Origin of the sequence: Methylobacterium sp. J-067, from assembly GCF_022829465.1 — a bacterium.
Lineage (GTDB): Bacteria > Pseudomonadota > Alphaproteobacteria > Rhizobiales > Beijerinckiaceae > Methylobacterium > Methylobacterium litchii.
In genome coordinates, this window is sequence record NZ_JAKSXZ010000027.1 from 1 (window position 1) to 26,657 (window position 26,657).

Annotated in this window: 29 protein-coding genes; 14 read left to right on the forward strand and 15 right to left on the reverse strand. The window is 69.6% G+C overall.

Annotated features, from left to right (window positions below):
- Positions 1 to 257 precede the first annotated feature (257 nt).
- A complete protein-coding gene (gene pgeF / locus MKK52_RS01545) occupies positions 258 to 1,040 on the reverse strand; it encodes a peptidoglycan editing factor PgeF (RefSeq protein WP_243951990.1) in 783 nt (260 codons plus the stop codon).
- Positions 1,041 to 1,175: 135 nt separating this feature from the next.
- Between pgeF and MKK52_RS01550 the strand changes: the two genes are divergently transcribed.
- Complete coding sequence (locus MKK52_RS01550; RefSeq protein ID WP_243951991.1) at positions 1,176 to 1,355, forward strand: hypothetical protein; 180 nt, start codon at positions 1,176 to 1,178, stop codon at positions 1,353 to 1,355.
- Between the two features lie 43 nt (positions 1,356 to 1,398).
- On the opposite strand, the gene MKK52_RS01555 is transcribed toward MKK52_RS01550, so the two are convergent.
- The 10 genes from MKK52_RS01555 to rpsF all read right to left on the reverse strand — a co-directional run bounded on the left by MKK52_RS01555 (position 1,399) and on the right by rpsF (position 9,972).
- Complete coding sequence (locus tag MKK52_RS01555; protein WP_243951992.1) at positions 1,399 to 2,469, reverse strand: class I SAM-dependent methyltransferase; 1,071 nt, start codon at positions 2,467 to 2,469, stop codon at positions 1,399 to 1,401.
- On the reverse strand, positions 2,466 to 3,368 hold the full coding sequence (gene lgt / locus MKK52_RS01560; RefSeq protein ID WP_243951993.1) for a prolipoprotein diacylglyceryl transferase: 903 nt from the start codon (positions 3,366 to 3,368) through the stop codon (positions 2,466 to 2,468). The genes MKK52_RS01555 and lgt overlap by 4 nt, the downstream gene beginning before the upstream one ends.
- Positions 3,369 to 3,412: 44 nt before the next feature.
- Entirely contained in the window at positions 3,413 to 4,282 is an 870-nt protein-coding gene (locus MKK52_RS01565) for a VOC family protein (protein WP_243951994.1), read from the reverse strand.
- Complete coding sequence (locus tag MKK52_RS01570; protein WP_243951995.1) at positions 4,279 to 5,181, reverse strand: SMP-30/gluconolactonase/LRE family protein; 903 nt, start codon at positions 5,179 to 5,181, stop codon at positions 4,279 to 4,281. The genes MKK52_RS01565 and MKK52_RS01570 overlap by 4 nt, the downstream gene beginning before the upstream one ends.
- A gap of 10 nt (positions 5,182 to 5,191) precedes the next feature.
- The gene (locus MKK52_RS01575; protein ID WP_243951996.1) at positions 5,192 to 5,806 is read right to left on the reverse strand and encodes a cupin domain-containing protein; all 615 of its coding nucleotides are present in this window, start codon (positions 5,804 to 5,806) and stop codon (positions 5,192 to 5,194) included.
- Between the two features lie 36 nt (positions 5,807 to 5,842).
- Complete coding sequence (locus tag MKK52_RS01580) at positions 5,843 to 7,330, reverse strand: replicative DNA helicase (protein WP_243951997.1); 1,488 nt, start codon at positions 7,328 to 7,330, stop codon at positions 5,843 to 5,845.
- Between the two features lie 223 nt (positions 7,331 to 7,553).
- Positions 7,554 to 8,126 (reverse strand): 50S ribosomal protein L9, encoded by a 573-nt coding sequence (rplI, locus tag MKK52_RS01585; RefSeq protein WP_243951998.1) that lies wholly within the window; start codon positions 8,124 to 8,126, stop codon positions 7,554 to 7,556.
- 46 nt (positions 8,127 to 8,172) lie between these two features.
- Entirely contained in the window at positions 8,173 to 9,168 is a 996-nt protein-coding gene (locus tag MKK52_RS01590) for a DUF2232 domain-containing protein (protein ID WP_243951999.1), read from the reverse strand.
- 130 nt (positions 9,169 to 9,298) lie between these two features.
- The gene (rpsR, locus tag MKK52_RS01595; RefSeq protein WP_091948993.1) at positions 9,299 to 9,553 is read right to left on the reverse strand and encodes a 30S ribosomal protein S18; all 255 of its coding nucleotides are present in this window, start codon (positions 9,551 to 9,553) and stop codon (positions 9,299 to 9,301) included.
- 2 nt (positions 9,554 to 9,555) lie between these two features.
- Positions 9,556 to 9,972 (reverse strand): 30S ribosomal protein S6, encoded by a 417-nt coding sequence (gene rpsF, locus MKK52_RS01600; protein WP_243952000.1) that lies wholly within the window; start codon positions 9,970 to 9,972, stop codon positions 9,556 to 9,558.
- Between the two features lie 320 nt (positions 9,973 to 10,292).
- On the opposite strand from rpsF, the gene MKK52_RS01605 reads away from it, so the two are divergent.
- The 13 genes from MKK52_RS01605 to dxr all read left to right on the forward strand — a co-directional run bounded on the left by MKK52_RS01605 (position 10,293) and on the right by dxr (position 22,070).
- On the forward strand, positions 10,293 to 11,039 hold the full coding sequence (locus MKK52_RS01605; RefSeq protein ID WP_243952001.1) for a pyridoxine 5'-phosphate synthase: 747 nt from the start codon (positions 10,293 to 10,295) through the stop codon (positions 11,037 to 11,039).
- Positions 11,036 to 11,434 carry a holo-ACP synthase gene (acpS, locus tag MKK52_RS01610; RefSeq protein WP_243952002.1) on the forward strand — a complete coding sequence of 133 codons (399 nt, stop codon included), beginning with the start codon at positions 11,036 to 11,038 and terminating at the stop codon, positions 11,432 to 11,434. The genes MKK52_RS01605 and acpS overlap by 4 nt, the downstream gene beginning before the upstream one ends.
- A 166-nt stretch (positions 11,435 to 11,600) precedes the next feature.
- Positions 11,601 to 12,386, forward strand: a complete 786-nt coding sequence (lepB, locus tag MKK52_RS01615) for a signal peptidase I (protein ID WP_243952003.1) — start codon at positions 11,601 to 11,603, stop codon at positions 12,384 to 12,386.
- A complete protein-coding gene (gene rnc, locus MKK52_RS01620; protein WP_409564605.1) occupies positions 12,356 to 13,150 on the forward strand; it encodes a ribonuclease III in 795 nt (264 codons plus the stop codon). Before lepB ends, rnc begins: the two co-directional genes overlap by 31 nt.
- Positions 13,147 to 14,106 (forward strand): GTPase Era, encoded by a 960-nt coding sequence (era, locus tag MKK52_RS01625; RefSeq protein WP_243952005.1) that lies wholly within the window; start codon positions 13,147 to 13,149, stop codon positions 14,104 to 14,106. Before rnc ends, era begins: the two co-directional genes overlap by 4 nt.
- 138 nt (positions 14,107 to 14,244) lie before the next feature.
- Positions 14,245 to 15,150: a class I SAM-dependent methyltransferase gene (locus MKK52_RS01630; RefSeq protein WP_243952006.1), complete on the forward strand. Its 906-nt coding sequence runs from the start codon at positions 14,245 to 14,247 to the stop codon at positions 15,148 to 15,150.
- Positions 15,147 to 15,881, forward strand: a complete 735-nt coding sequence (locus MKK52_RS01635) for a pseudouridine synthase (RefSeq protein ID WP_243952007.1) — start codon at positions 15,147 to 15,149, stop codon at positions 15,879 to 15,881. Before MKK52_RS01630 ends, MKK52_RS01635 begins: the two co-directional genes overlap by 4 nt.
- 155 nt (positions 15,882 to 16,036) lie before the next feature.
- A complete protein-coding gene (locus MKK52_RS01640) occupies positions 16,037 to 17,107 on the forward strand; it encodes a 30S ribosomal protein S2 (RefSeq protein WP_243952008.1) in 1,071 nt (356 codons plus the stop codon).
- Between the two features lie 127 nt (positions 17,108 to 17,234).
- On the forward strand, positions 17,235 to 18,161 hold the full coding sequence (gene tsf / locus MKK52_RS01645; protein WP_243952009.1) for a translation elongation factor Ts: 927 nt from the start codon (positions 17,235 to 17,237) through the stop codon (positions 18,159 to 18,161).
- 422 nt (positions 18,162 to 18,583) lie between these two features.
- Entirely contained in the window at positions 18,584 to 19,306 is a 723-nt protein-coding gene (gene pyrH / locus MKK52_RS01650; protein ID WP_243952010.1) for a UMP kinase, read from the forward strand.
- A gap of 116 nt (positions 19,307 to 19,422) precedes the next feature.
- Positions 19,423 to 19,986: a ribosome recycling factor gene (gene frr / locus MKK52_RS01655; RefSeq protein WP_243952011.1), complete on the forward strand. Its 564-nt coding sequence runs from the start codon at positions 19,423 to 19,425 to the stop codon at positions 19,984 to 19,986.
- Positions 19,987 to 19,999: 13 nt separating this feature from the next.
- The gene (locus tag MKK52_RS01660) at positions 20,000 to 20,872 is read left to right on the forward strand and encodes a phosphatidate cytidylyltransferase (RefSeq protein ID WP_243952073.1); all 873 of its coding nucleotides are present in this window, start codon (positions 20,000 to 20,002) and stop codon (positions 20,870 to 20,872) included.
- Between the two features lie 19 nt (positions 20,873 to 20,891).
- Entirely contained in the window at positions 20,892 to 22,070 is a 1,179-nt protein-coding gene (gene dxr, locus MKK52_RS01665) for a 1-deoxy-D-xylulose-5-phosphate reductoisomerase (protein WP_243952012.1), read from the forward strand.
- Between the two features lie 7 nt (positions 22,071 to 22,077).
- Here the strand turns inward: dxr and MKK52_RS01670 are convergent, their stop codons facing one another.
- The 4 genes from MKK52_RS01670 to MKK52_RS01685 all read right to left on the reverse strand — a co-directional run bounded on the left by MKK52_RS01670 (position 22,078) and on the right by MKK52_RS01685 (position 26,547).
- Positions 22,078 to 23,403 (reverse strand): bifunctional folylpolyglutamate synthase/dihydrofolate synthase, encoded by a 1,326-nt coding sequence (locus MKK52_RS01670; RefSeq protein WP_243952013.1) that lies wholly within the window; start codon positions 23,401 to 23,403, stop codon positions 22,078 to 22,080.
- 6 nt (positions 23,404 to 23,409) lie between these two features.
- Positions 23,410 to 24,315, reverse strand: a complete 906-nt coding sequence (gene accD, locus MKK52_RS01675) for an acetyl-CoA carboxylase, carboxyltransferase subunit beta (protein WP_243952014.1) — start codon at positions 24,313 to 24,315, stop codon at positions 23,410 to 23,412.
- A 37-nt stretch (positions 24,316 to 24,352) separates the two neighbouring features.
- Complete coding sequence (gene trpA, locus MKK52_RS01680) at positions 24,353 to 25,198, reverse strand: tryptophan synthase subunit alpha (RefSeq protein ID WP_243952015.1); 846 nt, start codon at positions 25,196 to 25,198, stop codon at positions 24,353 to 24,355.
- A gap of 89 nt (positions 25,199 to 25,287) precedes the next feature.
- Positions 25,288 to 26,547: a deoxyguanosinetriphosphate triphosphohydrolase gene (locus MKK52_RS01685; protein WP_243952016.1), complete on the reverse strand. Its 1,260-nt coding sequence runs from the start codon at positions 26,545 to 26,547 to the stop codon at positions 25,288 to 25,290.
- Positions 26,548 to 26,657: the final 110 nt, after the last annotated feature.

Consider the following 26,657-nt stretch of genomic DNA (forward strand, 5'->3'; position numbering starts at 1 on the left):
GCGGAGAAAGAATTTCATGGTGACGGTCCTCAAAGGTGGTCCGGCTGCGCCGGCCCGAACTGGTTGATCCAGCGGTTCCGAGGTCGCTTTTCGCTCGACGATGCCACCAGCTGCTTGTGCAGCCCCTTGCGGCGGCCCGCCTTTATCCTCGTTACCTTGACGCTCTAAACGCCCCCGAATGGTCAAGGTTCGCTTGCTGCCACGATTTTTTTGCGGCTTCCCGCTCGACAGATTGTCGCACCCCCCTTTTCGCCCCATCAGTGGGTGAGGGCAATGGCCGATATGAGGCGTCCGTAATCGGGCTCGCTGCGGTGGGTCGTCCGCCGGAAACTGTAGAAGCGGTCGGGCTCGGCATAGGTGCAGCGGTTGAGGGCGGCGGCCTCGCCGATCCCCGCCTCGTTGAGGCGCAACAGGATGAACCCGGGCAGATCGAATTGCGCGTGGCCGGGCTTCGTGCCCTCACCGAGGAAGGAGTCCATACCGGGCGCCTCGGCCTTGAACCGGGCGATGAAATCCGGGCCGACCTCGTAGTTGGCTTGGCTGATCGTCGGGCCGAGCACGGCGACGATGGAGGAGCGCTCCGCCCCGATTTCTTCCATGGCCGCGACGGTGGCGGCGATCACCCCGGTCAGCGCACCCTTCCATCCCGCATGGGCGGCGCCGATCACGCGGTTCTCAGGGTCGGCGAACAGGATCGGGCCACAATCGGCCGTGGCGATGCCCAGCGCGAGGCCGGGCACCCGCGTCACCATCGCGTCGGCCTTCGGGCGCTCGCCGGCGGGGAAGGGCGCCTCGACCGTCACCACGTCGGCCGAATGGACTTGATACAGGCTCACCAGTTGGTCCGAAGGCAGCCCGAGGGCGGCGCACATCCGCTCGCGGTTCTCCGCTACGGCCTCCGGCCGGTCATTGGAGCCGAGCCCGCCGTTTAGAGAGGCGTAGATCCCCCCCGACACCCCCCCGACGCGGGTGAAGAAGGCGTGGCGGATGACCGGATGCGAGGACAATTCCGGTGCCTCGATGAACTGGCCTGCGCTCATAGCCCCGCCCTCACGTCAACTCTGACGCCCGGATAGCCCAAGGCGATGCGCGTGGCGATGTGATACCGATGTTGCAGTGCCGCATTATATGGGCATGGCTGGCTACGGCCGGCGGCACTTCCATGGAGGACCGCCATGCGGCAGACGGACGAAAACGAGCGTCACGAGCAGACCGCGCCGCACAAGATCGCGGGCGCACAGCAGGCTCCGGTTCCTTGCTACGAACTCCCGGAACCCAAGGCCAACGTCGCGGACGACGAGGCCCAGAAGGCTCCGAAGGACACCACCTCCGGCTTCGGCTCCTTCGAGAGCTGAGCCCCTGGCCAACGCGCCTCCCGCGATATGCGCGGGGGGCGCCTCACTCCGGCGAGAAGCCCGGCAGCGGCCCGAGATCCGGCGCCGCCACCGCCATCACCTTGAACAAGCGTCCCATCCCCTCGGGCCTGTCATCCGTCAGCCGTGCGACGGCGGCATCGATGGCCTCGGCTTGGGCGTCATCCGCCCGCAGCCGGAGTTTCGCGGCACGCTCGTGCAGACCGAGCGCGGCCAGGAACGCGCCCTGATCGGTCGGCCCGTGAACCGCCGCGCCCGCCTCTTGGGAGGCGAGTGCGAGCGCTGCGAAATCGACGTGGCAGGTCAGATCGGCCTCGCCCGGAGCGGCGAGGGGATCGGCGAAGGCATGGCCCGACAGCGCCTGCAACGTATCGCCGAAGTCGCGGCGGACATGCCCGTAATCGAAGACAAGGAGCACGCCACCCTGCGAGCAGACGCGGCGGGCGAGGGCGCGCACGAGATCGAGGCCCGGTCCGGGCACCGAGACCACGGCGCCGGTCGACGCTTGCGCGGCGAGGCCCGGCGTCGGTTCCGGCGCGAGGCCGAAGGCGAGGCTGCCTTCAGCGCCGAGCCCCACCAGCCGCTCGTGCCAGCCGTCCGAGGTGCGGACGAACTGGCGCACCGGCAGGCAATCGAAGAATTCGTTGGCAATGAGGATCGCCGGCCCGTCGGGCAGGCTTTCGGGGGAGGCGTGCCACGCGGCGCCGGCCCCCGCGAGACGGCTCTCCTGCGCCTGCCGCAGCACGGGGCTCGTCTCCACGAGATGGGGGGCGATGCGGACCCCCGGCGCGGCGGCGCTTAGAGCCCGTAGGGCGTCGGCCATCAGCGTGCCCCGGCCGGGGCCGAGTTCGGCGATGAGGAGCGGGTCCGGCCTGCCCATGGCCCGGTGGACATAGGCGGCCCAGGCGCCGATCAGTTCGCCGAACATCTGCGTGATCTCGGGGGCGGTGGTGAAGTCACCCCGCGCCCCGAGGGGATCGCGCGTGCGGTAATAGCCGTGGACCGGGTGGCCGAGGCACAGGGCCATGTAGCGGTCGATGCCGATCGGCCCCGTCTCGCGGACAATGGCCGCGATCTCGCGCCCCAGCGGCGTCACGCCTTCGCCCGCGCGGCCGGCGCCTCCTCGCCCGTCGCGGCGGCGGCCGTCCGCTTCGGCCGGGTGCGGCCCGTGGCGGCGAGGACGATGTAGGTCAGCCCCACCAGCATCATCGGGATGCAGAGGAGCATCCCCATGGTCACGCCGCCGCCCATCGGGCCGAGGCCGTTGCCGAAGAGGAAGCCCAGTTGCGCGTCGGGCTCGCGGAAGAACTCGCAGGCCGTCCGCGCCACGGCGTAGCCCAGCACGAAGATGCCGCCGAGAAGCCCCGGCTTGCGGAAGCCGAAGCGCCGCACGCAGATCGCCATGACGATGAAGAGCAGCAGGCCCTCCGTCGCCGCCTCGTAGAGCTGGCTCGGGTGGCGCGGCAGCGGCCCGCCGGTCGGGAAGACGATCGCGTAGGGGAAGTCGGGGGCGATCCGGCCCCACAGCTCGCCGTTCACGAAGTTGGCGATGCGGCCGAAGAACAGGCCGATGGGCACCACCACCGCGCCGATGTCGAGCAGCGTATAGCCATTGAGCCCGCGCGAGCGCGCGAACAGCAGGAAGGCGAGGATCGCGCCGAGGAAGCCGCCGTGGAAGGACATGCCGCCGTTGCGGATGGCCAGGATCTCCCACGGGTCGGCCATGTACATCGGCAGATTGTAGAACAGCACGTAGCCGATGCGTCCGCCGAGGACGACGCCCAGCGCCACCCACACGACGAGATCGTCGATGTCGGTGGGGACGGGGCGCTTCACCACGCCCCACAGCCGGTCGGCCATCACGAGGCGGCGCGCGTAGTACCACCCGCCGATCAGGCCGGCGATGTAGGCGAGGGCGTACCACTTGATGGTGATCGGCCCGATCGCGATGGCGACGGGGTTGATCGCCGGAAAGGGCAGGGCGAGGAGCGGCATGGGCGGGGTCTCCGCGGCGGGAGTGGCGCCGCAGGCCCGCGCCGTCAACCCCAGCGCAGGATCAGGAACCCGTGTCCGTCCGGCCCCGTGCCGTAGCAGGCGCTGCCGTCCGAGGAGAGCCGCGCGCCGCGTAACGATCCCGCGAGAGCGGCCGGATCGTCGGTCGAGACCACGAACCGCGTGCTCGCCCGGTCTGACGGTCCATAGGCCTGCGCCGGCCGGCTCCGCGCTGGGGCGCGGTAATGCAGAAGCTCCACATGCGGGGCGGGCACAGGCGGCGCCAGGGCGATCACGTCCACGACCGGATCGGGCAGGCCGTCGAGCCGCGCCTGCTCCGGCCCCTGGTTCAGGCCCCGCTCCGAGACCGCAAGGCCGAGCCCTTCGAGGCAGGCGATGGCGGCGTCACGGTCGGTGACGGTGATGGCCGAATGGTCGAGGCCAAGGAACAGGCCGGGGGCACCGGCCCAGCGCGCGGCGGGCTTGCCGCCGGGGAAGTGGATGAGTTCGAGGGGGTGCCCGTCCGGGTCGCGGAACTTGTAGGCGACGACGCCCCCGGTGGAGGGCGGCAGCACCTGCGGCCCGCCCTGGCTGATCGGCTCGACCACGAGCCCGCGCGTCGCCGCCGCCATGTCGCGGACGACGATGGCGAGGTGCTGGAAGACCGGATCGGTCGCATCGGCCCCGGCGGGGTAGGGGGCGCCCGGCGGATCGGCCTGCACGAAGGCGACGTGCTGTTCCCCGAGGTGCATCCGCAGCCTCCGGCCCGACAGGCCCAGCGCCTCGGCCTCCGCAGACGGCACAGGCTCCGGCGGGGCTTCGGATTCGAAGCCGAGATGGTCCCGGTAGAAGCGCTCCGTCCGGTCAAGGTCGGCGACGGTGCGGTCGAAGCGCAGGATCGCGCGGATGCCGCTCACGGCCGGCTCGCCCCGCGCACGTTAGTGTAGATCGCGTAGATCGTATGCGACGCGCACAGGAACAGGCGGCTGCGGTTGCGACCGCCGAAGGTGAAGTTCGCCACGGTGGAGGGCACGAGGATCTTGCCCAGCAACTCGCCGCCGGGATCGAGGCAATGCACCCCGTCTCCGGCGCTCGACCAGAGATTGCCGTCTTCGTCGCAGCGGATGCCGTCCGCGTTGCCCGGGTCGATGGTGCAGAACACCCGTCCCCCGGAAAGCCGCCCGTCGTCGCCGACATCGAAGACGCGGATGTGCTGCACCGGCTCGGCCGCGAACTGAAGACCGGTCTCCACGATGTAGAGGCGCGTCTCGTCGGGCGAGAAGCACAGGCCGTTCGGCCCCTGGAAATCGTCGGCTACCACCCGGAGTGAGCCGTCGCGCGGGTCGAATCGGTAGACGTTGGCCGGAAGCTCGGCCTCCTGCTTGCCGCCCTCGTAATCGGTCTGGATCCCGTAATGCGGATCGCTGAACCAGACCGTCCCGTCCGACTTCACGACGATGTCGTTCGGCGAGTTGAGGCGCTTGCCCTCGTAGCGCTCGACCAGCGACGTGATGCTGCCGTCGAGCTCGGTGCGGTGGATGCGCCGGCCCCGGTGGGCACAGGAGACGAGCCGCCCCTCGCGGTCGCGGGTGTGGCCGTTCTCGAAATCGCTGTCCCGGCGGAAGACGCTGAGGCCGCCGCCCTCGCTCCAGCGCATCACCCGGTTGTGGGGCAGATCGGAGAACAGGAACTCGTCCCGGTCCCCGAACCAGACCGGGCCTTCCGTCCAGCGGAAGCCCTCGGCGAGCTTTTCCAGTTCCGCGTTCGGCAGCACGCAGCGCTTGAAGCGCGGCTGGGTCAGTTCGTACCCCTCCATGGCGCGGCGCTTACTTGAAGCGGCCGGGCTGGTTGACCGTCGGCGTCACCTCGAGCCCGGTGACGATCATCGCACAGGGCTCGTCGCCGACCGTGCCGGAGAGATGGCCCTTCTTGCCGTCGCGCTCCTTGGTGTTCTGGTCCTCGCCCATCATCAGTTCGCCCGGCCCCATCTCGACGCGGGTGCCGTCCATGGTCTCCACGAACCAGCGGCCGGAGAGGATGGCGATCCATTGCGGGCGGGGATTCTCGTGCCACTCGCCGACCCAGCCGACCGGCAGCACGGTGAAGGTGACGCCGGCTTCTGTCTTCTCCTGCTTGTCGTTCCATTGCGGCGCGGTCTGCGGATCGACGCCCTCGAACTTGAATTGCGTCAACTCGCACTTCTTTTGCCGGCTGATCCCGTCCGCGTCGGTGTAGACGTGCCAGTATTCCATCGTCGGAGGGGTCGGCTCGCTCATCGTCGCTCCTTGCGCCGCCTCGTGCGGTCGTGCGGGCAACGTCGTTCGCGGCGGCGGGTTGCCACCCGCCATCGCAGGAAAGGGCGGCACGAGGGGCAGGGCTGCGCCCCCCGCCGCGAGGGCGAGAGCTTGGCGGCGGTTCAGGCGATCGGTGTGTTCGGACATGGTCCCTCCGCTCGCACTGACGCGTGAGGGAGGCGTTTACATCCGGTCGGGCAGGCGGTCGTCCTGCGCGAGGTTCGAGAAGCGGGTGATGTTCGCGTCGAACTGCAGTTCCACGGTACCGGTCGGGCCGTGCCGCTGCTTGCCGATGATCACCTCGGCCTTGCCGTGGACGCGCTGCATCTCGGCTTCCCAGGCGAAGAACTCCTCCGTCCCCTCGCGCGGCTTCTTGTTGCCGACGTAATATTCCTCGCGGAACACGAACATCACCACGTCGGCGTCCTGCTCGATCGAGCCCGATTCGCGCAGGTCCGAGAGTTGCGGGCGCTTGTCGTCGCGGTTCTCCACCTGACGGGAGAGCTGGGACAGGGCGATCACCGGCACCGCCAGTTCCTTGGCCAGCGCCTTCAGGCCGGTGGTGATCTCGGTCATCTCCTGCACGCGGTTGTCGCTGCGCTTGCCGGAACCGGAGAGCAATTGCAGGTAGTCGATGATCAGGACATCGAGACCCTTCTGGCGCTTCAGGCGCCGGGCGCGGGCCGACAACTGGGCGATGGAGATGCCGCCGGTCTGGTCGATGTAGAACGGGATGGTCTGCATGTCCCGGGCCGCATCGGTGATCTTGTAGAAGTCCTCCGGCCGGATGTCGCCGCGGCGGATCTTGTAGGACGGCACGCCCGATTGCTCGGCGATGATACGCGTCGCCAATTGCTCAGCCGACATTTCCAGCGAGAAGAACCCGACGATGCCGCCGTTCACCGTGCGGATCGTGCCGTCCTGGTGCTTCTCGCCCCGGTAGGCCTTGGCGACGTTGAAGGCGATGTTGGTGACGAGCGAGGTCTTGCCCATGGCCGGGCGGCCCGCGAGGATGATCAAGTCGGACGATTGCAGCCCGCCCATCTTCGCATCGAGGTCGCTGAGCCCGGTGGCGATGCCGGAGAGCTTGCCCTCGCGCTGGTAGGCCTTGGCGGCCATGTCCACGGCGGCGGTGAGGGCGTCCGAGAATTTCTGGAAGCCGCCATCGTACTTGCCGGCCTCGGCCAGTTCGTAGAGCCGCCGCTCCGTCTCCTCGATTTGGTCGCGCGGGGCCTGTTCCACGGGCGCCTCATAGGCGCCGTTCACAAGCTCCTCGCCGATGGCGATCAGCCGGCGGCGGATGGCGAGGTCGTAGATGGTGCGGCCGTACTCGGCCGCGTTGATCACCGTGGTGGCGTCGGCGGCGAGGCGGGCGAGGTACTGGATCACCGTCTGGCCGCCGAAATCGGCATCGCCCAGATAGGTCTTCATGGTGATCGGCGTCGCCAGCTTGCCGGATTTGATCAGCGAGGCCGCGACGGTGAAGATCTGCTGGTGGGCATCCTCCATGAAGTGCTCGGAGAGGAGGAAGTCCGACACGCGGTAATAGGCGTCGTTGTTCACGAGGATGGCGCCGAGCAGCGCTTGTTCCGCGTCGATGTTGTGCGGGGCGACGCGGTATTCCGCCTTCACCGCTTCGAGCTTGGCCGTGATTGCGTTGGGCAATGCCATCAGCGGAACGTCTCCCGTCTGGCGCCCGAGCGGCGCATCTCACATCCCGACCATCGCCTCGACTGGTTGACCGAAGCTTAGCCGATCACCGCGTTCCAGGGTCTCACCCCGGATGCGCGAATGCCCGCCGACTCGAAAGCGGGCGGGCATCCATGCTGGAACAAATGCGGAACGTGTCAAGCGGTGACGGCGGTTCTCCCCGCAATCACCGCTGTGCAGAGGCTCAGCCCCGGTCGTCCGCACCCTCGCCCGCATCGGCCAGGGCCGCGCCGACTTCGAGGCCCAGGTCGTCGAGGTTGAACGCATCGCGCTCGATGACCGCCTCGCCGCGAGCCTGACGCTCGGCCTCTTCCGGGCTCCGGGCGACGTTGACGGTGATCTGGATCTCGACCTCGGGGTGCAGCGTCACCGGCACGGTGAACAGGCCCAGCGTCTTGATCGGCTGGTTGAGGACGATCTGACCGCGCTCGACGGAGAAGCCGTCCTTGGTGACGATCTCGGCGATGTCGCGGGTCGAGACGGAGCCGTAGAGCACGCCGGTCTCGCCGGACTGGCGGATGAGCGTGAAGCTCTGGCCGTTCAGCTTCTCGGCGACGGCCTCGGCGTCCTTCTTGCGCTCAAGGTTGCGGGTCTCGAGCTGGGCGCGCTGGGTCTCGAAGTGCTTCTTGTTCGACTCGGTGGCGCGCAGGGCCTTGCCACGGGCGAGTAGGAAGTTGCGGGCGAAGCCGGGGCGGACGTTCACGGTCTCGCCCATCTGGCCGAGCTTGGCGACGCGTTCGAGCAGGATCACTTCCATTGTCTGTCTCCTTCGGGGGGTAGGATGGGGCCGGACGGCCCCGGGGTCACGGCGCCACGGGGCCTTTCGGCCGGCGGCGGTCGAGGGCGGTGTCGGCGAGGCCGAAAAGGGTGAGGGCGATCAGGGCGATGCCCTGGGTCACGAACAGGACCATGTACATCGCGAAGAGCATCAGCCCGCGCCCGGGGCGTCCGCGCGAGCGGTCGTGGAAGGCGGCGAGGCCCTGCAGGGCGAAAACGGCGGTGAAGGCGCCCACCAGGGCGACGCCGAGCACGCCGGCATAGCCCGGCGCGAAGCTCAGGAGCACGGCCAAGGCCAGCGCGCCGAGGCACGAGCGCGGCATCTTCGTGGACGGTAGATCGGGCCAGGGCCGCATCAGCCGGCCGGAGATGCGCACGATCCGCGCGGCGGCCCAGAGATAGAAGGTGAGGAGCATGGCCAGACCATGCGCGGCCAGTGCCGGCACGATGGTCGCGAAGGCGTCGGCCAGCTCGTCGCGTGTGACGTCGACCTTGCTCGCCTCGTCCGTCGTCGCGTCATCCGGCGCCGCCTCGGGCGCCTTGTCCGCCTGCGGGGCGGGGCGGGGCGTCCCGGTGCGCGTCTTGACCAGGGCGTGCGAGAGCTTCTGGAGCTGCGCCTCGTAGGCCGCGAAGTTCGGCGAGGACAGGACCGCGATGGAGATGAAGGCGAGGGCGGCGGTCGCCGCGATCCAGCCGAGGAGGCGGCCGGTCGGGTACCATTCGAGGCCTTCCGGCGTCTCGCGGCCGAGGAGCGCGAGGTAGGCGAGCCACCATGCAGGCAGGGCGATGTAGGCGGCGAAGGCGAGGCCCATGAAGGGCTGGATCACCCCCATCAGCACGAGGCTGCCCGTGGCGGCGGCGGCGAGCGCGGCCCGGTGGCTCCAGCCCAGGCCGACGATCAGAATCGGCAGCGGGGCGAGCAGGTAGAGGGTGACGGCAAGGCCGGTTCCCTTCAGCAGGACGCCGAAGAGGAGTGCGGAGACGAGGCCCGCGCCGATGCCAAGGACGAGGTTGTGGGTCATGGGGTCCGCTGTCCCCCCCGCCCACGAGGGAGGGGTTAGGGGCTGGAAGAACGCTGCCCCAACGATCGAGCGGGGTCGCCGCTCTGAAGGAGCCGGCCCGGTGTTGCCGGGCCGGCGGTTCTCGTGTCGCCTACTTGATCACGTAGGGGAGCAGGCCGAGGAAGCGGGAGCGCTTGATCGCCTGGGCGAGCTCACGCTGCTTCTTGGCCGACACCGCCGTGATGCGGGACGGGACGATCTTGCCGCGCTCCGACACGTAGCGGGAGAGGAGCTTCACGTCCTTGTAGTCGATCTTCGGCGCGTTGGCGCCGGAGAACGGGCAGGTCTTGCGACGACGGAAGAACGGACGACGGCCACCGCCGCCACCACCAGCACCGAAAGCCATGATCAGTTCTCCCCGCCGAAGCCGCCACCGCCGCCGCCGCCGAAGCCGTCGTCGTCACGACGCCGGCCACGCTCACGATCCTTGCGGTCGTCGCGGTCGCGCTTCTGCATCATCGCGGACGGCTCGGAATCGAGTTCCTCGACCCGCACCGTCATGAAACGCAGGATGTCTTCCGAGATCTGCATCTGGCGCTCCATCTCGGCGATCGCCGCAGGCGGCGCGTCGATGTTGAGGAGCGCGAAATGCGCCTTCCGGTTCTTCTTGATGCGGTAGGCGAGGGACTTCACGCCCCACATCTCGATCTTCTCGAGACGCCCGCCGTTCTGCTCGATGACGCCCTTGTAGGTGTCGATCATCGTCTCGACTTGCTGGGACGTCACATCCTGGCGCGCCAGGAGCACGTGCTCGTAGAGAGGCATTCCGGGCCTTTCATGGTCAAAGGAGGCCCGACCGCTTGCGCGGCATGTCCGGGCCGGTTCACTTTCACGTTTGCTCGGCGCCAAGCCCTTCGAGCCGATGTAAGGCCCGAGCGGTTGATCGAAGGCGGAGACACGGGACGACGAGGCAAGCCTCTATGCCGCGAACGGCACCGTCCGTTCAGCCCCCGGCCGGAGCGAACGCGAGGGGCGCCCTTAGACCGTTTGGCCGCATGGCGCAAGTCCGGGCCGCTATTGGACGGCCTTGCGAAGAGGCGCGCAAGCCGACAGGTAAGGCCCCAGCGCAACGACCGAAGACGATCATGCCCGCCCATCCGCTCCGCCTCGGCGTCAACATCGATCACGTGGCCACCGTCCGCAACGCGCGGGGGGGCACCTATCCCGATCCGGTGCGCGCGGCGCGCCTCGCCGTGGAGGCCGGGGCCGACGGAATCACCGCCCACCTGCGCGAGGATCGCCGCCATATCCGCGATGCCGACATCGCCGCGCTGAAAGCCGCCCTCACCGTGCCGCTGAACTTCGAGATGGCGGCGACCGACGAGATGGTCGCCCTCGCCATCGCCACCCGGCCGCATGCCGCCTGCCTCGTGCCGGAGAAGCGCGAAGAGCGCACCACCGAGGGCGGGCTCGATATCGTCGGCGGGCGCACGCACCTTGCCCCCCGCATCCGCGCCCTGGCAGAAGCGGGCATCCGCGTCTCGTTGTTCGTGGAGCCGGAGCCGGCGGTGATGGAGGCCGCCCACGCCCTCGGCGCGCCGGTCGTGGAACTGCACACCGGCAGCTATTGCGAGGCCGCCGTGGCGGGCGACCAAGCGGAGGTTGAGCGGGAACTCGCGCGCATCCGCCGTGCGGCCTCGCACGGCGCGGGCCTCGGGCTGGAGATCCATGCCGGGCACGGGCTCACGACGGAGAGCGTCGGGCCGGTGGCGGCGGTGCCGGAGATCCGCGAACTCAACATCGGCCATGCGCTCATCGCCGACGCGATCTTCGTCGGCCTTCCCCAGGCGATCCGCGACATGCGCGCGGCGATGGACAGGGCGCGCGGATGATTCTCGGCATTGGCTCCGACCTCTGCGACATTCGCCGCATCGAGAAGACCCTGGCCCGGCACGGGGAGCGCTTCACGCACCGGGTCTACACGGAGGGCGAGCGCGCCCGCTGCGACCGCCGCAAGGCCCGCGCGGAGGGCTACGCCCGGCGCTTCGCCGCCAAGGAGGCCTGCGCCAAGGCGTTGGGCACCGGCCTGAGCGAGGGCGTGTTCTGGCGGGACATGGAGGTGGTCAACCTCCCCTCCGGCCAGCCGACCCTGCGCCTCACCGGCGGCGCGGCCGAGCGGCTGGCGGCGATGCTGCCGGAGGGGCACGCGGCGCGGATCCATGTGAGCCTCACCGACGACCCGCCCCTGGCGCAGGCCTTCGTGGTCATCGAGGCCCTGCGGGATTAGGATGGGGGCTCCGCGCGTTGCCGGGGGGCTTCGCATGGTTTAGATCGCCGCACCCAGCGGACACGATGGCGGCGCAATCCTCGCGAATGGATGGCGCAAAAGCCGCCCTCGGCGTCACCTCCCGGGCGCCGGACGGCGGACCCGGTCGATCAGTAGGAACGTGCGCGTGAATCACGAGGGCAAGTCGCTCGCCAAGCCGGCGGATACCGGCACCTGGGCGAGCATCCGCGAGACCCTGAAGGTCGGCATCCAGGCGCTGCTCATCGCGCTCGTGGTCCGCACCCTGCTGTTCCAGCCGTTCAACATCCCCTCGGGCTCGCTGGTGCCGACGCTGCTGATCGGCGACTACCTGTTCGTATCGAAATACTCCTACGGCTACTCGAAGTTCTCGCTGCCGCTCTCGGAATACATTCCGATCGAGGCCAAGGGCCGGGTCTGGGCGGCGGAGCCGAAGCGCGGCGACATCGCCGTGTTCAAGCTGCCGAAGGACAATGCGACCGACTACATCAAGCGCGTGATCGGCCTGCCGGGCGACAAGATCCAGATGATCGACGGCGTCCTCAACATCAATGGCCAGGCGGTGAAGCGCGAGCGCATCGCCGACTACGAGACTTCCGACGCCTACGGCCAGCCGACCAAGGTGCCCCAGTACATGGAGACCCTGCCCGGCGGCGTGGCCCACCGGGTGATCGAGCGGGATGGGGACAACGGCTTCTGGGATCGGACGGAGCTGTACACCGTCCCCGCCGGCCATTACTTCATGATGGGCGACAACCGCGACAACTCCACCGATTCGCGGGACCTCGCCAATGTCGGCTACGTGCCGTTCGCCAACTTCGTCGGGCGCGCCGAGATGATCTTCTTCTCCATCGACGAGGGTACGCCGGCCTGGCAGATCTGGAACTGGCCCGCCCACGTGCGCTGGACGCGCCTGTTCTCGACGATCCATTGAGCGCGGACGCGACACCCCTTCCGCGCGTCTCGGCGCGGGCCAAGCGAGCGCACAAGCCGCGCCCGCCGCTCGCCGAACTCGAGCAGAAGATCGGCCATGTTTTCGCGGACAGGGAACTCCTGACCCGCGCGCTGACCCACACCAGCAAGGCCGCCGGCCGCAACGGCAGCTATCAGCGGCTCGAATTCCTGGGCGACCGGGTGCTCGGGCTGGCGGTGGCGGAGGGCCTCTACGCCGCCCTGCCGGATGCCGACGAGGGCGACCTCTCGCGCCAGCTCGCCGGCCTCGTGCGGCGGGAGACCTGCGCCGCCGTGGCCGGCACCTGGGGCGTCGGCGCGCACCTGATTCTCGGCCAGGGCGAGGTGATGGGCGGCGGGCGCCGCAACCAGACCATCCTGGCCGACGTGTGCGAGGCGATCCTCGGCGCCGTCTATCTCGATGCCGGCTTCGATGCGGCCCGCGCCATCGTGGAAGCGCATTTCCGCCCGGCCGAACCCGGCACCGCGCCGCGCGGGCGCGACGCGAAATCGACCTTGCAGGAATGGGCCATGAGCCGAAGCCTGCCGATTCCCACCTATGCCGTCGTGGAACGCACCGGCCCCGACCACGCCCCGCATTTCCGCATGGCAGTGCAGGTCGATGGGCTGGAACCCGGCTACGGCGAGGGCACCTCGAAGCGCGTGGCCGAGCAGGCCGCCGCCGGCGCGCTGCTCGCCCGCGAAGGCATCCATGCGGTGGGTGAAGCCGCCGCGGAGACGACATGACCGACCAGGATTCCCCAGACCACGCCGGCCTCACGCCCACGCCCTTGCCCGGCACGCCGGCCGATTCGAAGGCCGGCTTCGTCGCGCTGATCGGCATCCCGAATGCCGGCAAGTCGACGCTGCTGAACAGCCTCGTCGGCACGAAGGTCTCCATCGTGTCGCGGAAGGTGCAGACCACCCGCGCCCTGGTGCGCGGCATCGTGATGGAGGGCGCGGCGCAGATCGTCCTCGTGGACACGCCCGGCATCTTCGCGCCCAAGCGCCGGCTCGACCGGGCGATGGTGCATTCCGCCTGGAGCGGCGCCGCCGATGCCGACGCGGTGTGCCTGCTGGTCGATGCCCGCAAGGGCGTGGACGAGGAGGTGCAGGCCATCCTCTCGCGCCTCAAGGACGTGAAGCGGGAGAAGCTGCTGATCCTCAACAAGATCGATCTGATCCCGCGCGAGCGACTGCTGGCGTTGGCCGCGCAGCTGAACGAGGCGGCGCCCTTCGCCGAGACCTTCATGATCTCGGCTCTGAAGGGCGACGGCATCGGCGATCTGCGCAAAGCGCTGGCCGCGCGGATGCCCGCCGGCCCGTGGCTCTACCCGGAAGATCAGGTTTCCGACGCGCCCCTGCGGATGCTCGCCGCCGAGATCACCCGCGAGAAAATCTACGACCGGCTGCACGAAGAGCTGCCGTATCGCTCAACGGTCGAGACCGACCAGTGGCAGGTAAAGACCGACGGGTCGGTGCGGATCGAGCAGACGATCTTCGTGGAGCGCGAGAGCCAGCGCTCCATCGTGTTGGGCAAGAACGGCCAGACCATCCGCTCTATCGGTCAGGCGGCGCGGCTCGAGATCGCCGAGGCGGCGGAGGCGACGGTCCATCTGTTCCTGCACGTGAAGGTGCGCGAGAACTGGGCCGACGATCCCGCGCGCTACCGCGAGATGGGTCTGGAGTTCCCCCGCGGCTGATCCGCCCCCAGTGCTGGGCAGCGGGGGGCGCCCGGTGTATCAGGGAGCCATCCCCCGATTCCCTGTCTGGCGAACGCGCTCACGGACTGCGTGCGGGGGTGATGTTTCCCCGAATGTTTTCTTGATAGCCCTCGCATCATGTCCCACGCCGTCTACGGCTTGCCTCCCGTCGACCTCGCCGAAACCCCCGACACGGCCCTGCAGGTCTCGCCCGTCATCGTCGGTTCGTCGCGTCTCGAAGACGTCGCGGATGCGAGCCTCGAAGGCGCGACCGTGTACGCGCCGGCCGGCACGATCGAGCGCCGCTACGTCCTCGCCCATGCGCTCCGCGCCCTCGCGCCCGGCGCACGGCTGACGGCGCTGGCGCCGAAGGATCGCGGCGGTGCGCGCCTCGCCAAGGAACTCGCCGGCTTCGGCTGCGTCCCGTCGGATATGCCGAAGCGGCACCACCGCATCTGCACCGTCGCCCGGCCGGCCGAGCCGGCGGGGCTCGGCGTTGCCATCGACGAGGGCGGGCCGCGCCACATCGACAACCTCGCCCTGTGCACGCAGCCAGGGGTCTTCTCCTGGGACAGGCTCGATCCGGGCACGGCCCTGCTGATGCACCGCCTGCCGGCGCTCAAGGGGCGCGGCGTCGATCTCGGCTGCGGCCTCGGCCTGCTCGGCCGGGCTGTGCTGGGTTCCTCCGCCGTCACCGAGATCACCCTGATCGACCTCGACCGGCGGGCCATCGAGATGGCCAAGCGCAACGTCTCCGATCCGCGCGCGAAGATCGTTTGGGGGGACCTCCGGGCGGCATCGGCCCTGCCCACTGGCCTCGACTTCGCCGTGAGCAACCCGCCCTTCCACGACGGCGGTGCCGAGGATCAGGCGCTCGGCAAGATCTTCATCCAGCGGGCGGCCGATTCCCTCAGGTCGGGCGGGACGCTGTGGCTCGTGGCCAACGCGCACCTACCCTACGAGGCGACTCTGCGCGAGCGGTTCCGCAGCGTCGAGACGGTGGCGCAGGAGGGCGGCTACAAGGTGTTCGAGGCCCGGCGGTGAGCAAGGCCGTCCGCCTCGACAAGCTGCTGGCCAATCTCGGCTACGGCTCCCGCCGGGAGATCCAGACCCTCGCGCGGATGGGCGAGATCCGCCTCGATGGCGAGGCCCTGTCCGATGCCGGCGCGCGGATCGCCCTGACGCCGGACCTGCCGGCCCGTTTGTCGGTGGAGGACGAACCCCTCGATCCGCTGCCCGGCCTCTGCCTGCTGCTGCACAAGCCGGTGGGCGTCACCTGCTCGCATAAGGAGGCGGGGCCGCTGGTGTACGGGCTGCTGCCGGATCGCTGGCGCCACCGCGACCCGCCCCTCTCGACGGTGGGGCGGCTGGACAAGAACACGTCCGGCCTGCTGCTGCTCACAGACGACGGCGCCCTGCTGCACCGGATCATTTCGCCGAAGGCCAACGTCGCCAAGCGCTATCGGGTCGCGCTCGCCCGGCCGCTCCGGGGCGACGAGGAGGCCGCGCTCGCCGCCGGCACGCTGATGCTCGACGGGGAGGACAGGCCCCTCCTGCCGGTGGTAATGGAGACGCAGGACGCGACCCATTGCGCCGTCACGCTGACGGAGGGCCGCTACCATCAGGTGCGCCGGATGTTCGCGGCGCTCGGCAATCATGTGGAGGCGTTGCACCGCGACCGGGTCGGTGGCCTCGACCTGCCCGGCGACCTGCCGGCGGGAGAATTCCGCGTCCTTGGGGAGACCGAGATCGCCGCGCTGTTCGCGGCGGCGTAACCCCCGTGAGACTTGCCACCGCCGGGTGGTTCTGCTAACCGCCCGACCCATCCCACACGCGGAGCCGGCCCCATGATTCAATGGGGCGTTTCCGGTCGCCGGCTTGAGGCCGGTCGCAACCCTCCGCGGCGGATTTAACCGGAGAGAGATTTACGATGGCCGTCGACTTTTCCATGCGTCAGCTGCTCGAAGCCGGCGCTCACTTCGGGCACCAGTCGCACCGCTGGAACCCGAAGATGCAGCCCTACATCTTCGGCACCCGCAACAACATCCACATCATCGACCTCGCCCAGACCGTCCCGGCGATGCATCAGGCCCTCCAGGCCGTGAGCGACACCGTCGCCCGTGGCGGCCGCGTGCTGTTCGTCGGCACGAAGCGCCAGGCCGCCGACACGATCGCCGAGGCCGCCCGCCGTTCGGCCCAGTACTACGTCAACTCCCGCTGGCTCGGCGGCACGCTGACCAACTGGAAGACGATTTCGGGCTCGATCTCCCGCCTGCGCAAGGTCTCCGAGACCCTGGAGACCGGCGGCCCGGGCCTGACCAAGAAGGAGCGCCTGATGCTGTCCCGTGAGAAGGACAAGCTCGAGAAGGCGCTCGGCGGTATCAAGGACATGGGCGGCGTGCCGGACCTGCTGTTCGTGATCGACACCAACAAGGAGCAGCTGGCGATCAAGGAGGCGAACCGCCTCGGCATCCCGGTCGCCGCCGTGGTCGACACCAACTGCAACCCCGACGGCATCACCTACGTCGTGCCGGCGAACGACGACGCGGGCCGCGCCATCGCGCTGTACTGCGACCTGATCGCCCGCGCCGCCATCGACGGCATCTCGCGCGCCCAGGGTTCGTCGGGCGTCGATCTCGGCGCCTCCGAGGAGCCGATGGCCGAAGAGCTGCCGGCCAACGACGACTCCGCCCCGGCCTCCGTGGCGACCGACTCCCTCGATCCGGCCGACGTGGCGATGCTCGCCGAGTCGACCGAGCATTTCGAGCTTCTCGCCGCCCCTCGCGGCGCCCCCGACGACCTGACCAAGCTGAACGGCGCCGGTCCGCAGATCGTCCAGAAGCTCAACGATGCCGGCATCTACCATTACTGGCAGATCGCCGCGATGACCGCCGAGGAAGTCGCCAAGGTCGATGCCGACCTGAAGCTCAACGGCCGCATCGACCGCGATTCGTGGGTCTCGCAGGCCCGCGGCTTCGTCGAGGCCGCCGCCGCGGCCTGATCCGACCGGAGCGTGGACCGGCCGTCATCGGCCGGTCGCACACCCCAGCCTACCGGGCCCGGCCGCTCGCCCCGAGCGCCGGGCCTCTGTCATCGAACCGCCCTCAACCGCACGAAAGGAACCGGCCATGGCCAACATCACTGCCGCGATGGTGAAGGAGCTTCGCGAGAAGACCGGCGCCGGCATGATGGATTGCAAGGGCGCCCTCGCCGAGACGCAGGGTGACATCGAGGCCGCCGTCGATTGGCTGCGCAAGAAGGGTCTCGCCAAGGCCGCCAAGAAGGCCGGCCGCGTCGCCGCCGAGGGCCTCGTGGCCGTCGAGTCCGCCGGGCACCACGCCGCCATCGTCGAGGTGAACTCCGAGACCGACTTCGTGGCCCGCAACGACGGCTTCCAGGCCTTCGCCCGCGAGGCCGCCAAGATCGCCCTCAACACCGACGGCACCCTCGAAGGCCTGCAGAACGCGACCTTCCCCGGTTCGTCCGAGACTGTCGCGGCCCACCTGCAGAGCCTGATCGCCACGATCGGCGAGAACATGAATCTGCGCCGCGTCGCCAAGCTCGACGTGACGAAGGGCGTGATCGCCAGCTACGTCCACAGCCAGATCGCCGACGGCCTCGGCAAGATCGGCGTGCTCGTGGCCCTCGAGTCCGAGGGGGACGTGGACGCCCTCTCGACGCTCGGCCGCCAGATCGCCATGCACGTCGCGGCGACGAACCCGGTGGCCCTCGACGCCTCCGGCGTCGATGCCGGGACCGTGGAGCGTGAGTCGAACATCCTGCGTGAGAAGAATGCCGGCAAGCCGGATCACGTCATGCAGAAGATCATCGAGAGCGGCCTGAAGTCCTACTACAAGGAGGTCACCCTCCTGGAGCAGCCCTTCGTGCACGATGGCTCGAAGACTGTCTCCCAGGTGCTGAAGGAAGCGGCCGGCAAGGTCGGCGGCCCCGTCACCTTGAAGGGCTTCGTCCGCTACGCGCTGGGCGAGGGCATCGAGAAGGAAGAGGGCCCGGACTTCGCGACCGAGGTCGCCCAGCAGGCCGGTCGCGCCTGATCCGAACGGATCCCTCGCGGATCGTTGCGAAGCCCGCCGGGTCGCCCTCGGCGGGCTTTGTTCTGCGCACTCGCGCCCGTCGTTCTTGTGCGGTGCAATAATCCGCGCTGCCGCGTGCCCGGACGCACAGCGTGACGGCGACGGGACCCCTACTTTGGGCTCATGGCAAAGAGCTTCAGCTACCTCATGATCGGTGTCTTCGCTTCCGGCCTTTTCATGACGGCCGCGGGCGTGCTGGATTTCGTCTCCAGCCACTGACACCACCCGGCCCCTCAGGGCCGGCTTCCCCTCGACGGGTTCACCACTTCATCACCGGGCTGCTCAGGCAGTCCGGTGATTTCGTCTGTGTCACCCTCGACGCGCGAGCGGGGTCTGGCGTAGAAGCTGCCGCCCGGCGGTTCGGGCTGTCACGAGGACTCCAGATGCCCGCATCGACGCCCTTTCGTCGTGTGCTCGTGAAGCTCTCCGGCGAAGCCCTGGCAGCCCCTGACGGCTATTGGCTGCATCCCCCGACCCTGGCCGCTTTGGCCGAGGACATCTCCCGGTCCATCGAGAAGGGGCTGGAGATCGCCATCGTCGTCGGCGGCGGCAACATGATCCGCGGCGCCCGCATCTCGGCCGCCGGCTGGATCGACCGGGCGACCGGCGATTCGCTGGGCATGATGGCGACGGTGATGAACTCGCTGGCCATCGAGACCGCCCTTAACGCGGCGGGCGTGCAGGCGCGGACGATGTCGGCCGTGTCGATGCCGACGATCTGTGAGACCTATGCTCGCCAGCCGGCGCTGCACCACCTCGACAAGGGGCAGGTGGTGGTCCTCGCGGGCGGCACCGGCAACCCGTATTTCACCACCGACACCGCCGCCGTCCTGCGCGCCGCCGAGCTGCGCTGCGATGCCGTGCTGAAGGCGACGCAGGTGGATGGAGTCTATTCGGCCGATCCGAAGAAGGACCCCAACGCCGTCCGTTACGACCGCATCACCCATGACGAAGCCATTGCCCGCGACCTGAAGGTGATGGACACCGCCGCCTTCGCGCTTGCCCGCGAGAGTCGGCTGTCGATCGTGGTCGGCTCGGTCCACGCGCCGAGTTCCATCGCCGCGATCCTGTCGGGCGACGCCCCCTCGACCCATGTGGTCCCCTAACACTGGGGATGCTGCAACCCGGCGTTTGCGGGCGAGAAAAAATTCGTCCATTGAGGCCGCGATCGCGCGCCCTGCGCTGCGCCCCCTTTCCACCATGCCCGTAGGGACCTGACGCCATGGCCACTCCGGAATTCGATCTCAACGACATCAAGCGCCGTATGCAGGGCGCCGTCTCGTCCCTCTCGAAGGATCTCGGCTCCCTGCGCACCGGCCGGGCTACGCCGGGTCTGGTCGATCCGATCCAGGTCGATGCCTACGGTTCGATGATGCCGATGTCTCAGGTGGCGACGGTGAGCGTGCCGGAGCCGCGCCTCCTGTCCATCTCGGTCTGGGACCGCAGCATGGTCACCGCCGTCGAGAAGGCGATCCGCGAATCCGACCTCGGCCTCAACCCGCAGACGGAAGGCCAGACGATCCGCCTGCGCATCCCCGAGATGAACGAGCAGCGCCGCAAGGAGATGGTGAAGGTAGCGCACAAGTATGCGGAGGAGGCCCGCGTCGCCGTGCGCCACGTCCGCCGCGACGGGCTCGACCACCTGAAGAAGCTCCTGAAAGACAGCGCCATCTCCGAGGACGACGAGAAGCGTCAGGCCGGCGACGTCCAGAAGGTCACGGATTCCCACATCGCCGAGATCGACGGCGTGCTGTCGTCGAAGGAAAAGGAAATCATGCAGGTCTGAGGCCGGCGTGACCGTGGTCCCGGCCGAGGCGGTTTCGGCCGCGCCCCTCGCTCCCGCGCGCCGCTCGCGCCGGGAATTGTGGCTGCGCGTCGCCTCGGGTATCGTCCTGGGGGCCGCCGTCATCGCGGCACTGATCCAGGGCGGATGGGCTTTCGCGGCCGTGTGGCTCGTGGCCGGCATCGCCGGATACGGCGAATGGATCGTCATGAGCCGCGTCGAGCCGCGCGAGGTGCTGATCGCGCTGGGCGCCGCGACCCTCGCCGCGATGGTCCTCGCCCTCCAGCAAAACGCCCCTTCTGTCGCCTGCGCCGCGATCCTCGTCCTTGGGGCGGCGGCCTGCGCCACCGTGGCGCGCACCGGCGCGGGGCGGGCGAGGGCGCTGATCGGTCTCCTCTGCGCGGGCGTGATCGCTGCGGTGCCGACCGCCCTGCGGGACGACGCCACCCTGGCGCTGATCGGGCCGATCTGGATGTTCGCCGTGGTCTGGGCGACCGACATCACCGCCTATTTCGTCGGGCGTCGCCTCGGCGGGCCGAAGCTGATGCGGCGGGTCTCGCCCAACAAGACGTGGTCCGGCGCACTGGGCGGCCTCCTCGGCGCCGTCGCCGCCGGGACGCTGGTCGCCGTCGGCGCGGACCTGATGGGAATGGCCCTGCCGCGCGGCGCCTCCCTGCCGGTGGTGGCGGGCGTGAGTGCGTTGGCCTCCATCCTGTCCCAGGCGGGCGACCTCTACGAATCGTGGCTGAAGCGCCGCCACGGCGTGAAGGATTCGAGCCGCATCATCCCCGGCCATGGCGGGGTGATGGACCGGCTCGACGGGTTTTTCGCCGTGGCCGTGCTGGCGGGACTCTATCTCGCCCTGCGCGGGTATGGCCTGATCGGCTAATATCTCAGGAGTTCCGCCCGTGACGCAGACCGTCACCGTCCTCGGGGCCACCGGCTCCATCGGCCGTTCCACCGCCGACCTGCTGACGCAGCATCCCGACCGCTTCCGCACCGGCGCGGTGGTGGGCGGTCGCGACGCGGCGGCCCTGGCCAAGGTCGCCCGCGAGCTGAACGCGAGCTTCGCGGCGCTCGCCGACCCGGCCGCTGGCCCGGCGCTCGCCGAGGCACTGTCGGGCTCCGGCATCGCCAACGGCGCGGGGGAGGGGGCCGTGATGGAGGCCGTCGCGCGCGATGCCGACATCGTGGTCGCGGCGGTGAGCGGAGCCGCCGGCCTCAAGCCGACGCACGCCGCCCTGCGCCTCGGGCGCACGGTGGCGCTCGCCAACAAGGAGAGCTTGGTCTGCGCGGGCGACGCCTTCATGCGCGACGCCAAGCGCTACGGCGCCACCATCTGGCCGATGGATTCCGAGCACGACGCCCTCGCGCAGGCCCTGCACGGGCGGCCCCTGGACGACGTGCGCACGCTGATGATCACCGCGTCCGGCGGCCCGTTCCGCACCTGGACGCGGGAGCGCATTGCCGCCGCGACGCCCGCCGAGGCCGCCGCCCATCCGACCTGGTCGATGGGCATGAAGATCAACATCGATTCCGCCTCCCTGATGAACAAGGGGCTGGAACTGATCGAGGCGCACCACCTCTTCGGCATCGAGCCGGAACGGCTCGACGTGGTGGTGCATCCGCAATCGGTCATCCACGGGATGGTCTACTGGATCGACGGGGCAGTGACGGCGGAACTGGCCCTGCCGGACATGCGCGTGCCGATCTCGCATTGCCTCGGCCTCGGCGACCGGCTCAGCATCGAGCGCGGGCGGCCCCTCGACCTCGTGAAGCTCGGCGCCCTGACCTTCGAGGCGGCGGACGAGGAGCGCTTCCCCTGCCTGCGGATCGCCCGCGCCGCCATGGCCGACGGGGGCGCCGCGCCAACCGTGATGAATGCCGCGAACGAGGTGGCGGTGGCCGCCTTCATCGCCAGCCGCATCGGCTTCTACGGCATCGCCGAACTCGTGGAGCGGGCCTGCACGCATTTCGCGCCGGTCTACCGGCACGCTCCGGCGGATGTCGAAGAGGCGCTGGCGATCGACGCGCATGTGCGCGCCTGGAGCGCCGAGGCGCTGCCGGAGATGCGCGCCGCCGGCTAAGTCCGGTTCAGGTCGGCGGCGTGCCGTTCGCCGCCAGCACCTGCCCCGCAAGGTAGAGCGAGCCGCAGATGAGGATGCGCGGCGCCCGTTCGAAGGCAATGTCGCCGACCGCCGACAGTGCCGCCTCGACGCTCGGGGCGATCCGCGACGACAGGCCGGCGCGCTCGGCGATTTCGGCGACCTCCTCCGGCGGACGGGCGGCGACCTGACCGGAGATCGGCACGGCGATCAGCGCGCGGGCGAGCCCGACGAAATGGCGCAGGAAGCCGTCGGCGTCCTTGGTGCCGAGCAGCCCGACGATCAGCACGAGGGGCGCGTCGCTGCGCTCGCCGAGATCGCCCATGGCGGCGGCGAGGATGCGCCCGCCATCCATGTTGTGCCCGCCGTCGAGCCAGAGTTCCGCGCTGCTGGGGACGAGGGCGGCGAGGCGCCCCTTGCCGAGGCGCTGTAGCCGGCCCGGCCATTCGACGCCCGTCAGGCCGCGCTCCAGGGCAACGGTGCCGATGTCGCCGAACCCGGCCGCGCGAAGGGCCGCGATGGCGGTGCTAGCGTTCACGAGCTGGTGCCGGCCCGCGAGCTTCGGCCTCGGCAGGTCGAACAGGTCGGTCTCGTCCTGATAGACGAGCCGCCCGCGCTCCTCGTGGACGGAGAAATCCTGGTTGCCGATGATGATCGGGTCGGCCCCGACGCGCTCGGCCTGCCGGCAGAGTACCGTATCGGCCTCGGCGTAATCCTGGGCCGCGATCACCGCCGGGCAGCCGCGCTTGAAGATGCCGGCCTTCTCGGTGGCGACCGATTCCACCGTATCCCCAAGATATTCCGCGTGGTCACGGCCGATGGGCGTCACCACCGCGCAGGCGGGCTGGTCGATGACGTTGGTGGCGTCCACCCGCCCTCCGAGGCCGACTTCCAGCAGCAGCACGTCGGCCGGGTGCTCGGAGAAGAGCAGCAGCGCGGCGGCGGTGGTGATCTCGAAGACGGTGATCGGCTCACCCGCGTTGGCGGCCTCGCAGCGGGAGAACGCGTCGGCCAGGGTCTCCTCGTCCACGAACCGCCCGCCGCCGATGGCGCCGAGGCGGATGCGCTCGTGGAACCGCACCAGATGCGGCGAGGTGTAGACGTGGGCCGCGAGCCCCCCGGCCTCAAGAATCGCCCGCATGAAGGCGATGGTCGAGCCCTTGCCGTTGGTGCCGGCGACGTGGATCACCGGCGGCAGGCGCCGCTCCGGGTGGTTCAGCCGCGCGAGCAACCGCTCGATCCGCCCGAGGGACAGATCGATGGTGCGAGGGTGCAGCGCCAGGAAGCGCGCCAGGAGGGCGTCGGAGGAATCCATCGGCCCTCAGGCCATTTCAGAGGCGGGTTCGGAAGCCGGCTCGGCCTGCGCGGCGGGCAGGTTCATCAGCAGGCCGCAGAGGCGGGTGATCGTGTCCTTCAACTGGTGCCGGTGCACCACCTGATCCACCATGCCGTGGTCGCGCAGGTACTCGGCCCGCTGGAAGCCGTCCGGCAGCTTTTCGCGAATCGTCTGCTCGATCACGCGCGGGCCGGCGAAGCAGATCAGCGCCCCCGGCTCGGCGAGGTGGACATCACCCAGCATCGCGTAGGAGGCGGTGACACCGCCCGTGGTCGGGTTGGTGAGCACCACGATGTAGGGTAGGCGCGCGTCGCGCAGGCGGCGCACCGCCACGGTGGTGCGAGGCATCTGCATGAGCGAGAGGATGCCCTCCTGCATCCGCGCGCCGCCGGAGGCGGAGAACAGGACGTAGGGGGTCTTCTTCTCGACGGCCTTCTCGGCGCCACGCACGAAGGCCTCTCCCGCCGCCATGCCGAGCGAGCCGGCCATGAAGCCGAATTCCTGCACGGCCAGCGTCATCGGGATGCTGCCGACCCGGCCGAAGCCGATCTTGAAGGCGTCCTGCAGGCCGGTCTTGCTGCGGGCGTCCTTCAGGCGGTCGACGTAACGCTTTTCGTCGCGGAACTTGAGCGGATCGGTCGGCACATCGGGGAGGGCGACGTCGATCCACGTGCCGCCGTCGAACATCATCTTGAGGCGCGCCGTGGCGCTCATCTTGAGATGATGCTCGGAGCCGGGAATGACCCAGTGATTGGCCTCCACCTCCTTGTGGAAGACCATCTGGCCGGTGTCGGGGCACTTGACCCAGAGGTTCTCCGGGGTCTCGCGCTTGAACAGCGTCTTGATCCGGGGGCGCACGACCTCCGAGATCCAGTTCATCGGTTCGACCATGCTGAAACGCCCGTGTCGTTCGATGCGGGAAGAGGGTTCAGGCGCTGCGGCCGGCGGAGCGGACGCCCTCGGCCAGTTCGCGCACCAGGGAGGTGACGGCCTCGACCGTGCCGGGTCCGGCGCGGCCCTCGCCGTCGAGGGAGCGGTGCAGCGCATCGACCAGGGCCGACCCGACGACGACCCCGTCCGCGCCCTTGGCGATGGCGGCCGCGTGGGCGCCGGACTTCACGCCGAAGCCGACCACCACCGGCAGATTCGTGTGCCTGCGGATCCGCCCCACCGCCTCGGCGACCCGCCCGAAATCGGGGGTCGCCGTGCCGGTGATGCCGGTGATCGACACATAGTAGACGAAACCCGCCGTGTTCGCGAGCACGGCCGGCAGGCGGCGCTCGTCGGTGGTGGGGGTGGCCAGCCGGATGAAGGCGATGCCCTTCGCCAGCGCCGGCAGGCAGAGTTCGGAATCCTCCTCCGGCGGGCAATCGACCACGATCAGCCCATCGATCCCGGCTTCGACCGCATCGGCGAGGAACCGATCCACCCCGTAGGTGTGGATCGGGTTGTAGTAGCCCATCAGCACGATCGGCGTGGTGTCGTTCTCGGCGCGGAAGCGGCGGACGAGACCCAGCGTCTTCGCCACGTCCTGCCCGGCCTTCAGGGCGCGTAGGCCCGCGGCCTGGATCGCCGGCCCGTCGGCCATGGGATCGGTGAAGGGCATGCCGAATTCGAGGATGTCCGCCCCCGCGCCGGGCAGTGCCCGCAGGACCTCCAGCGAGGTCTCCGGGTCGGGATCGCCACCCATGATGTAGGTGACGAGCACCGCACGGCTTTCGGAGCGGGCCTTCGCGAAGGCGGTGTCGATGCGGCTCGGCGTGGCAGACGGCATGGGTCGGTGCAAAAGGCTTTCGGGGAACGGATCGCGCTACACCATCCCCGCCCTGCCGTGAAGCGGGGCGGGGTCGGCGCTTGTCTCGCTCAGGGTTCCGCGAGGGGCAGGCCCCGGCTCGGCGGGGAGCGCTCCAACTCCGGCGTGGCCTCGAACAGCTTGCGATGGGCGAGCACGGCGTAGGTGTCGGTCATGCCCGCGATATAGTCCGCGATGCGGCGCGCGATCCGTGGCTCGGAGGCCTGCGCGAGATCGGCGCTCCATTCCGGCGGCATGCGCGACGGGTCGGCCTTGAAGGCGGTGAACAGGTCCGAGACTATGGAGGCGGCCTGCTCGCGCACGGCCATCACGCCGGGGTCGCGGTACATTCGCTTCCAGAGGAAGCGCATCACCTCCGCATCCGCTGCCTCGATGGCGGGGGAGAAGGCGACGACCGGCGCGCCGGCGGCGTGGATGTCGGCGACGATCTTGGGGTTCAGGGCCGCGATCCGCCGCTCGCTCTCGCGGATCACGTCCTCCACGAAGCGGGTGATGACCCGCCGGGCCAGTTCGTGGACCACCCGCGCCGATTCCAGGCCCGGATGCAGTGTGGCGATCTCGTCGAGCAGACCCGCGAGGAACGGGACGGCGTGGAGGTCGCCGAGGTCGAACAGGCCGGCGCGCAGCCCGTCATCGAGATCGTGCGCGGCATAGGCGATGTCGTCGGCCAACGCGGCGGCCTGCGCCTCCGGCCCGGCATGGAGAGCGATGTCGAGGGGATTCACCGCGTCGTATTCGAGGATCGCTGCCGGGATGCCGCGTTCGGCGTAGCGCGGGGTCGGTCGACCCTCGGCGGTAAGGAGGGGGCCGTTGTGCTTTACGAGCCCTTCCAGGGTCTCCCAGGTGAGGTTGAGCCCATCGAAGCCGGCATAGCGGCGCTCAAGCCGGGTCACGATCCGCAGGGTCTGGGCGTTGTGGTCGAACCCGCCGAACGGCGCCATGCAGGCGTCGAGCGCATCCTCGCCGGTATGGCCGAAGCAGGTGTGGCCGAGGTCGTGCGATAGGGCGAGCGCCTCCGCCAGATCCTCGTCGAGCCCCAGCGCTCGGGCGAGCGCGCGGGCGATCTGCGACACTTCGAGGGAATGGGTCAGCCGCGTGCGGTAATGGTCGCCCTCGTGATGCACGAAGACCTGCGTCTTGTGCTTCAGCCGCCGGAAGGCGGTGGAATGGATGATCCGGTCGCGGTCGCGCTGGAAATCGCTGCGGGTGGGCGAACCCGGCTCGGGGATGAGCCGGCCCCGCGTCGCAGCCGGATCCGTCGCGTAGGGCGCGCGCCACCGCTCGCCGTTGGGCCGTCTCGTATCCTGCACGGTCGCTCCTCATCCGCCCGCATTGCAGCACGGACCCGAGGCTCATATCTTGGTGGTCCGAGGGCGCAGGGCAATCGCCGTCCCGCGCCGCCGCGGAAATGCCTGTGGCT